Here is an 8,200-nt window from a genome sequence, read left to right on the forward strand (position 1 = left end):
TTTTTAAGCAAAAACCTTGCCTGTTTTACTCAAAAAATAGGCTTAATACCCATAAGGAGAATTAATGAGACATTACGAGCTTTTATTTATTCTTAAACCGACATTAACGGAAGAAGAAGTTAAGGCTAAGGTTGATTTCGTAAAAGAGGTCATAACAAAAAACGGCGGCGAGATCGCTAGTGTAGTAGAAATGGGCACTAGAAAACTTGCTTACACTATCCAAAAATACGAGCGTGGAACGTATTTTGTAATCTACTACAAAGCACCACCAGCACTTCTAGCAGAGCTAATTAGAAATGTTCGTATCACAGAGGACATTATTAGATTTTTAAGCGTTAAATATGAAAACAAACGCGAAATAGCAGCTTGGGAAAGACTTTGCAAAGGCATTAAGCAGACCATAAAAAGAGAGCCACGTGAGCCAAGAGCACCTCGTGAGCCAAGAGCTGAAAAGATAGACGAAAAGACTTTTTCAGAGGAGTAAGGATAAGATATGTTTAATAAAGTAGTTTTGGTAGGGAATTTAACTCGTGACATAGAGCTTAGATATACACCATCAGGTTCAGCTATTGGAAATACTGGCATTGCTGTAACACGAAAATTTACAACAAATGGTGAAAAACGCGAAGAAACGTGCTTTATTGATATATCATTTTTTGGAAAGTATGCCGAAATAGCAAATCAATATCTAAACAAAGGCTCAAAAGTGCTAATTGAAGGTCGCCTTGTTTTTCAGCAATGGACTGACAACAACGGACAAAATAGAAGCAAACACAGCGTGAGCGTTGAAAATATGGAGATGCTAGGTGGCACAGCAGGTCAAAATCAAGGTGGTTACTCTCAAAATCGCTTTAATGATGGCGGTGGTTATGCTCAAAATAGTGGTAATTTTAATCAAGGCTACCAAAATTCATATCAGCAAAACAGCCAACCACAACGCCCACAGCAAAATAAAAGAGCGAATTTTGAAGACCAAGAGATAGATATAAATGCCGACAGATACGAATCGGACGAAAATATACCATTTTAAAAAGGATAAAAGATGGCAGAAAAAAGAAAATATTCACGCAAATATTGCAAATACACAGAGGCAAAAATTGATTTTATAGATTACAAAGACACTTCACTTTTAAAGTATTGCTTGTCTGAGAGATTTAAAATTATGCCAAGACGCCTAACTGGCACATCAAAAAAATATCAAGAAATGGTTGAAAAAGCCATTAAACGTGCAAGACACGCAGCCATTATCCCATATATCGTTGATAGGGATAATGTAGTAACAAATCCATTTGAAGGGCTTTAAAATTTAGCGGTTTTTACCGCTAAATTATTGCCGTTTTTGTAAGTTCATAAAATTTCACACCCTTTAAACCACCCATTTTATCGCTAAATGCCTTTATTTTTGCACCTTCGCCCTTTAAAACCAGTGTTTCAAGACAATTATCGTGATTTAGATGAATGTGCGTGCTACACACGATTTGCACCTGTGCGTCGTGCTGTAAATCAAGCATTCTTAAAACAAGGTCGCTGTGATGATGAGTGTAAATCAGCGTCAAAACACCGATAAGCTCGGAATTTTGCGCCTCCCAGCTGTCATTTACCATTTTTTCTCGTATCAAATCCCTGATAAATTCGCTCCTTGAAGCATACTCCTTGCTACCCACCCTGCTATCAAGCTCAGCTAAAAGCCCCTTAGGTAGCGACACGCTAAATCTAATAATCTCGTCCATTTTCTGCCTTTGTTAAAATATATTGAAGTTGCCCCAAACTCACGCCAGAGTCGTTGGCACAAAACTCTAAATTTGTGTGAAATTTTATCCCATTTTGCTCAAATTTTTTATATAAACCGGCTAAAAGCGTGCTATTTTGAAAGACGCCACCAGAGAGTAAAATTTCTAAATTATGCTCTTTTGCCACCTTAAAAATTAGATCAATAAGCCCATTTATCAGGGCAGTGGCTGCTATTTTTGGCTCATCGTTTAAGGCGTTTAAAAACGCATCTTTAAAATTTATAACGCCATTACAAACTGCAAATTCATAGCTAACGTTCAAATTTTCATCATACAACGCTTCAAGCTCCATACCGCTTTGCCCTTCGTAGCTTATCTCATTTAAGCCTAAAATCACACAAGCAAATGCGTCAAAAATTCTGCCAAGCGAGCTTGTTTTTGGCGAAATTTTCTCATTTTTTGACAAAATTTCTAAATTATTAACCAAATCTGTCCCAAAATTTGACAAAAATTTATCGGCTCTCTCTTTTAAATCGTATTTTAAAATAATAGAAATTGCGATTTTGTAGATATTTTTTATGCTATTTTCGCCGCCTATTAGGCTAAACTCATCAAATCTAAGCACCCTTTCATAGCCGTTTTTATCTATTTTTAGCACCTCGCCACCCCAAATTTTATCATCATCGCCAAGTCCAGTCCCATCAAAACAAAAGCCAAGATAGCCCTTGTTTAATTGCAAATTATTCTCAAAAATTACGCTTAAAAGATGAGCGTAATGATGCTGAATTTTTACCACTTTAAAGCCTTGTGATATTGCCCATTTTGTGTTTAAAAAGTGCGGATGAAGGTCAGCGATAACAGCGTCAAATTTTAGCTCATAGGTTTTTACAAATAGCTCTAAAATGGCTAAAAATCGCTCAAAAGTGGCTACATTTTTTAAATCTCCAATGTATGGACTTATCATTATAACGCCATTATGATAAATTGCAAATTGATTTTTTAGCTCGGCTCCAAGTGCTAAAAAAGTGCCTTTAATTTTGAAATTTGTTCTTAAAAATTTTGGATTTAAACCCCTTGAAGTGCGGATAAAATGTGCCTTGTTATGCACGCAAAATGCCACGCTATCATCGCTGGGTGAAAAAATCTCTCGGTCGTGGTCTAAATAGAGATCAAAAACATCACCAAGCCCCCTAAAAAGCGAGTTTTCATCAAAAACCACTGGCTCACCGGAGATGTTTGCACTCGTTGCGATTATGTCGCATTTTAGCCACTTAAAAAGTGCTAAATGAATACCGCTAAATGGGAGCATAATGCCGATTTTATCAAGCTTTGGTGCGACAAATTTTGAAATTTTAGAGCCGTTTTTTGCCTTTAAAAGCACGATTGGTTTTAGATTTGAGATTAAAATTTCTTCTTCTTTTTGGCTGATTTTTGCGTGAGTTTTTGCCGTTTTTAAGTCCTTTGACATCACGGCAAAAGGCTTATTTAGGCGTTTTTTACGCTCTCTTAAAGCCAAAACTGCCCTATCATCAAAGGCAGAACAAACCAAATGAAATCCGCCAAGCCCTTTAATAGCTAGAATTTTACCTTCATTTATCAGCTCTGCTGCCATTTTTATGGCGTCTAAATTTTTGGCTAAAATTTTGCGGTTTTTATCCTTTAAAACAAGCTCTGGACCGCAATTTGGACAAGATATTGGCTGTGCGTGATATCTTCTATTTAGCGGATTTTCATACTCACTTTGGCAGTTTGGACACATTTTAAACACGCTCATTGTGGTGTTTTTTCTGTCGTAAGGCAGGGCTTTTGTGATACAAAATCTAGGGCCGCAGTTTGTGCAATTTATAAATGGGTATAAAAATCTCGGGTCGTTTTTGTCGTAAAATTCACGCTCGCAGTCGCCACAAATGGCAAAATCTGGCAAAATCGGAGCGATTTTATCGGCTGATTTTGAGGCAATTATCTTAAAATCACTAAAAATTTCACTCGTTTTTATGATTTTTATCTCATCAATCCTAGCAAGTGGTGGCAGCTCGTTTTTTAGGGCGTTTGTGAAATTTTCTATGGCGTTTTTATCGCCATAAACGTTAATTTTTACGCCACTATCATCGTTAAAAACGTTGCCAAAAATTCCAAATCTTAACGCCAAAGAATAGACAAACGGGCGAAAACCAACGCCCTGAACAAGCCCAGAAATCTCAAATTTGTATGAAATTTTCAAATTAATCTAACTTTTTAATATCGCTATTTTTAATGTAAGCTAAAAATTCATCACGCAATTTTTTCTCTTTTAAGGCGATCGCCTCATCTTTTGAAATTGGCTTTTTTTCGGGTGCTTTTTGAACTTTTGTCATCTCTTTTTTTATCTCTTTTAGGCTCTCAAAAAAGTCATTCATTTAGCTAATCCTTTTAAAAATTTTGTTAAAGATTATCAATTTAAGCCTAAAAAATGGATAAATTTTTAAAAATATAGCTTTATTTAAGAAAAATTAGGCTAAAATCACACTTTCTTTTAAAACTTGCGCTCGTAGCTCAGCTGGATAGAGCATTTGATTGCGGTTCAAAAGGTCAGAGGTTCGAATCCTCTCGGGCGCGCCACTTCTTTAAAAGTCTTTTATAAAATTTAGAGAGTTTAAAATGGATTTTGTTAGCATTAAAAGAACGATAGATGATCTTAAAAAAGAGCTTGAAGTCTTTGATAATGTTGATTTTGGCGATCTTACACCTTCACTTAATGTCGTGGAATTTAATCAAATTGTTGAAAAATTAAAAGAGAAAAATCTGCAAGAAACAAGCGAGAGCGAATTTTTTAAAAACGTCCTAAACACCGCTGATTATTACGAAAATATAAGCTCGTATTTGGAGCAAACAAGGCTTTCGTTAGAGCAAAAAATCAAAAAAAGTGGCGTCAGCCCAAACGCAAACGCAAAGCTACAACAAAGCCTAGAAACAATACAAAATACCATTGATATCTTAGTCGTTGAGTATGCAAATATCACGAGAAATGAGAAAAAACGCTGGTTTGGAGCAAAAAATAGTGGCTCTAAAAAAGAGATACGAGCCGTTTTATCCGAGCTTTTAGAGATTAAAGAGAAGATTGAAAAAGCGACATATTTAGACTCAAAGGTCGTTTCAAACGTCGTTTTAAAGGAATTTAAAAGCATTTTCACGTTTTTTTCAAACTGCATAAAGGTCGCAAAGAGCCGTGGAGATGAGCTTTTGCTAGTTGAAGTCGCTGGGATTGCTGATAGGATTATGAGTATGATAAACCCAGTCTTTCGTAACAAAAGCCTAAGCACGGACGCACTAATTTACTACTACCTATTTTACGAACTTGGAGAGCTAAAAAGCCACGCAATCGGAGATAGGTTGGCGTGATTTAATCCATTTTATTAAACAAAATTTTCACCCAATCCAAATTTTAAACGCACAAAAAGTAAATTATGTTTAACAAAAAAAGTCCTACAAGAAGCCATTTTAAACATTGACGCTGTAAAGCTAGAAAGAGCTTACGAGATATTTTTAAGCTATTAAAATAACCAAGATTTGATAAAAACCCTAAAAGAAGAGGAGTATCAAGACGGCTTTTTGCGTAAAATTTTCGTAGAGTGCTTAGGCTACACGCTAAAACCAGACCCAAATTTTAACCTAACCAGAGAGGAGAAAAACGCCACCGACGGCAAAAAGGCTGACGGCGCTATCGTTATTGATGGCGAAGTTAGGGGCGTTATAGAGCTAAAAGATACTAAAACCAAAAACCTAGATGATGTCCAATCCCAAGCCTTTGGCTACAAGGTATCTCACAAAAACACCCGCTACGTAATCATCTCAAATTTCGCCAAACTACGCTTTTACATAGATGACAAGACCGAATACGAGGAGTTTGATCTATTTAACATAAAGCGTAAGGATTTTGATAAGCTTTATCTATTTTTACACTTTGATCACATAGCCTCAGACCTGCCCATATCGCTTAAAGAAAAATCAATCCAAGAAGAGCAATAGATTTCAAACCGCCTTTACAAGGACTTTAAAGCCTTTCGCGCCGCGCTTTTTGAAAATATCGTAAAAAATAATCCGAATTTAGATAAGACCGAGCTTTTAAGCGCCACTTCAAAGCTATGCGATAGGTTCGTATTTATCGCATTTGCCGAAGATAAAGGGCTACTTCCAGCCCAAACCATAGCCAACTTAATCGCCTCTCATCAATCAAGCCATAAGGGTTTTAGCACCAAAGAGCCACTTTATAACTACTATAAAAATTTATTTAACGCCATTGACAAAGGCGACGCTAAGAATAATATTGACAAATTTAACGGCGGACTTTTTTGCGATGATGAGTTTTTAAACTCGCTTGTTATTGATGATTTTGCACTTGATTTGACGCCTATTTGCAAATACGACTTCGTAAGCGATGTCAGCGTTAATATTTTAGGGCATATTTTTGAGCAAAGCCTTAATGATTTAGAGGAGATAAACGCCCTAATCACTGGCGAAAAGCTAGAAAAAAGTGCGACTAAACGCAAAAAAGACGGGATATTTTACACGCCGGAATTTATCACTCGCTACATAGTAAATGAAACGCTGGGTAAAATTTGCGATGATAAAAAGCAAGAGCTAAATATCCTAAATATCGCCGAGCCTAAAACGCCAACCAATCTAAAAAAGAATGAAAAAACAGACCTAGAAAATCTAAAAGCCTACAAGGCGTTTTTGCTCTCGCTTAAAATTCTTGACCCGGCTTGCGGTTCGGGCGCTTTTTTAAATCAGGCGTTGGAATTTTTAATCAAAGAGCATAAGTGGCTCTCGGTTCAGTTTGCTAAATTTCAAGACCTTTTTGCAAGCGAATACACATCGGAGCGAATTTTAGAGCAAAACCTTTACGGCATAGATATCAACGCAGACGCCGTAGAGATTGCAAAACTCTCGCTTTGGCTTAGAACAGCCGTAAAAGGCAGAACGCTAATAAATCTAAACAAAAACATAATCGCCGCAAATTCGCTACTAGAATTTCCGTTTGATTTTAAATTTGACGTCATCATCGGCAATCCGCCGTATGTCAGGGTGCAGGGGCTAAAAGCTAATTACGAAAACGAGAGCGAACTTTATGAGCGAAATTTCAAAAGCGCGACTGGCAAATATGATATTTACGTGCTTTTTATGGAGCTTTCAATGCGGATTTTAAGCCAAAACGGCAAGGTCGGCTTTATCCTGCCACATAAATTTTTAATATCCGAATTTGGCGTTGGCATTAGGGAGATTTTATCTAAAAATAGGGCGGTTGAAAGACTGGTGCATTTTGGCTCTCACGCCGTTTTTGCAGACGCCTCTACATATACTTGCGTCGTTATTTTAAGCCAAGATAACGACGCTTTAAATTTTGCCTTTACCGCTCCTAAAAATTTGGATAAATTAGAGTTTTTAAGCGTTAGCTATGAGAATTTAAGCCGTGAAAAATGGAGCTTAACGGATGAAAAAAGCTCAAAAATTTTAGCCAAAATCGCAAATCAACCGCTGAAAGTTAAAGATGTTTTTGAGGGCGTTTATCAAGGGATAGTGAGTGGGGATAATAAGGCTTTTTATCTTTATAATTGTAATGAAGTTGGAGATTTTATTTACGGCAAACACGAAATTTTGGGCGATATAAAAATAGAGCAAAAACTTGCGAAAAAAATTTTAAATGGCAAAACTATTCTGTAAAGTTTTGTAAGAAATCAAAGTGAGATAAATTTAGCGATGAAAGCCTAAATATAGGGTTTGAGAGCTATTTTATTTAAAATCAAAGTGGCGAAATTTTATTTTACATTATTTTACAAATACTTTACACTTTTTTACACCACCTTTTACAACCTTTTAAAAGCCGTTTAAATGGGCTTTAAATCACGCACCTCAGCACCTTGCCTACGATATAAACCTCTGTTTGATCATCTGGTCCTATCTCGTAGCTTTGATAGTCTTTATTGACGCTTTTTATGTAAAGAGTGCCATTTGGTGCCTTTTGTAGTAACTTCACCATAAAGCTACCGCAAAAATTAATAATATATAGCCCATCACCGCTAAACCTAGCCGTAACATCAGCGATGACCCAGCTATCAGGGTATAGCATAGGTATCATAGAGTAGCCATCTACTCGCATACAGCGGATGTTATTTGTGTTTTGCGGGCGGACTTTAAAGAGCATAGCAGAAAACGGCACGAGTATGTCGGTGTCGTAAATCTCAATGCCTTCAATATCCACGCTTTCACCAGCTCCGACTGCGGAGCTAAGCTGACGTATATAAATTTGATCGTTTTTAATCTGTTCTACCTGTGACTTTTTAAGGTTTAAGGGATTGTCGGACAGATTGGCGGACAAAAATTCATCTAAAAAATCTGATGGTGTTACATTAAAAGCCGATGATATTTTTTTTAAATTTTCATAGGTAAAATTTTCAACCGAACCAGCTTCGTATTTTTTAATCGTAGATATA

Annotated in this window: 11 protein-coding genes, 1 tRNA gene and 1 pseudogene; 8 read left to right on the forward strand and 5 right to left on the reverse strand. The window is 36.5% G+C overall.

Features of this window, described 5'->3' with window-relative positions; all coding sequences use genetic code 11:
- Window positions 1-64: 64 nt before the first annotated feature.
- The 3 genes from rpsF to rpsR are packed head-to-tail and all read left to right on the forward strand — an operon-like array spanning window position 65 to window position 1,303.
- Window positions 65-484, forward strand: a complete 420-nt coding sequence (rpsF, locus tag NYG85_RS10195; protein WP_284938468.1) for a 30S ribosomal protein S6 — start codon at window positions 65-67, stop codon at window positions 482-484.
- A 9-nt stretch (window positions 485-493) separates the two neighbouring features.
- Window positions 494-1,030, forward strand: a complete 537-nt coding sequence (locus tag NYG85_RS10200; protein ID WP_284938469.1) for a single-stranded DNA-binding protein — start codon at window positions 494-496, stop codon at window positions 1,028-1,030.
- Between the two features lie 12 nt (window positions 1,031-1,042).
- Window positions 1,043-1,303: a 30S ribosomal protein S18 gene (gene rpsR, locus NYG85_RS10205; RefSeq protein ID WP_034966806.1), complete on the forward strand. Its 261-nt coding sequence runs from the start codon at window positions 1,043-1,045 to the stop codon at window positions 1,301-1,303.
- Window positions 1,304-1,322: 19 nt separating this feature from the next.
- Here rpsR and nikR read toward each other — a convergent pair whose 3' ends face one another.
- The 3 genes from nikR to NYG85_RS10220 are packed head-to-tail and all read right to left on the reverse strand — an operon-like array spanning window position 1,323 to window position 4,126.
- Window positions 1,323-1,730, reverse strand: a complete 408-nt coding sequence (gene nikR, locus NYG85_RS10210; protein ID WP_284938471.1) for a nickel-responsive transcriptional regulator NikR — start codon at window positions 1,728-1,730, stop codon at window positions 1,323-1,325.
- On the reverse strand, window positions 1,714-3,951 hold the full coding sequence (gene hypF, locus NYG85_RS10215) for a carbamoyltransferase HypF (protein ID WP_284938473.1): 2,238 nt from the start codon (window positions 3,949-3,951) through the stop codon (window positions 1,714-1,716). Before hypF ends, nikR begins: the two co-directional genes overlap by 17 nt.
- A 1-nt stretch (window position 3,952) precedes the next feature.
- Entirely contained in the window at window positions 3,953-4,126 is a 174-nt protein-coding gene (locus NYG85_RS10220) for a hypothetical protein (protein WP_284938474.1), read from the reverse strand.
- Window positions 4,127-4,251: 125 nt separating this feature from the next.
- Between NYG85_RS10220 and NYG85_RS10225 the strand changes: the two genes are divergently transcribed.
- The 3 genes from NYG85_RS10225 (at window position 4,252) to NYG85_RS10235 (ending at window position 5,735) form a co-directional block, all read left to right on the forward strand.
- Window positions 4,252-4,328 (forward strand) — tRNA-Arg (locus NYG85_RS10225).
- Window positions 4,329-4,367: 39 nt separating this feature from the next.
- Complete coding sequence (locus tag NYG85_RS10230) at window positions 4,368-5,108, forward strand: hypothetical protein (RefSeq protein WP_284938475.1); 741 nt, start codon at window positions 4,368-4,370, stop codon at window positions 5,106-5,108.
- 168 nt (window positions 5,109-5,276) lie between these two features.
- Complete coding sequence (locus NYG85_RS10235; protein ID WP_284938476.1) at window positions 5,277-5,735, forward strand: hypothetical protein; 459 nt, start codon at window positions 5,277-5,279, stop codon at window positions 5,733-5,735.
- Between the two features lie 14 nt (window positions 5,736-5,749).
- On the opposite strand, the gene NYG85_RS10240 is transcribed toward NYG85_RS10235, so the two are convergent.
- Window positions 5,750-5,920 carry a hypothetical protein gene (locus tag NYG85_RS10240; protein ID WP_284938477.1) on the reverse strand — a complete coding sequence of 57 codons (171 nt, stop codon included), beginning with the start codon at window positions 5,918-5,920 and terminating at the stop codon, window positions 5,750-5,752.
- Here NYG85_RS10240 and NYG85_RS12215 point away from each other — a divergent pair.
- Both NYG85_RS12215 and NYG85_RS10245 read left to right on the forward strand, forming a co-directional pair.
- Window positions 5,871-5,999 (forward strand): annotated as a pseudogene (locus NYG85_RS12215) (hypothetical protein); the annotation flags it as partial. The gene NYG85_RS10240 and the pseudogene NYG85_RS12215 overlap by 50 nt on opposite strands.
- A gap of 111 nt (window positions 6,000-6,110) precedes the next feature.
- Window positions 6,111-7,430 (forward strand): HsdM family class I SAM-dependent methyltransferase, encoded by a 1,320-nt coding sequence (locus NYG85_RS10245; protein ID WP_284938478.1) that lies wholly within the window; start codon window positions 6,111-6,113, stop codon window positions 7,428-7,430.
- A gap of 175 nt (window positions 7,431-7,605) precedes the next feature.
- On the opposite strand, the gene NYG85_RS10250 is transcribed toward NYG85_RS10245, so the two are convergent.
- On the reverse strand, window positions 7,606-8,200 hold a 595-nt coding region (locus NYG85_RS10250; protein ID WP_432264859.1), incomplete at its 5' end, for a S24 family peptidase.

The sequence above is a fragment of the Campylobacter gastrosuis genome (assembly GCF_030249845.1).
Taxonomy (GTDB): Bacteria; Campylobacterota; Campylobacteria; order Campylobacterales; family Campylobacteraceae; genus Campylobacter_A; species Campylobacter_A gastrosuis.

What these genes read in the sequence shown, in the direction of transcription:
- rpsF (WP_284938468.1), top strand. Translation starts at nt 65, where the DNA reads ATGAGACATTACGAGCTTTTATTTATTCTTAAACCGACATTAACGGAA.
- NYG85_RS10200 (WP_284938469.1), top strand. Translation starts at nt 494, where the DNA reads ATGTTTAATAAAGTAGTTTTGGTAGGGAATTTAACTCGTGACATAGAG.
- rpsR (WP_034966806.1), top strand. Translation starts at nt 1,043, where the DNA reads ATGGCAGAAAAAAGAAAATATTCACGCAAATATTGCAAATACACAGAG.
- nikR (WP_284938471.1), bottom strand. Translation starts at nt 1,730, where the DNA reads ATGGACGAGATTATTAGATTTAGCGTGTCGCTACCTAAGGGGCTTTTA.
- NYG85_RS10220 (WP_284938474.1), bottom strand. Translation starts at nt 4,126, where the DNA reads ATGAATGACTTTTTTGAGAGCCTAAAAGAGATAAAAAAAGAGATGACA.
- NYG85_RS10230 (WP_284938475.1), top strand. Translation starts at nt 4,368, where the DNA reads ATGGATTTTGTTAGCATTAAAAGAACGATAGATGATCTTAAAAAAGAG.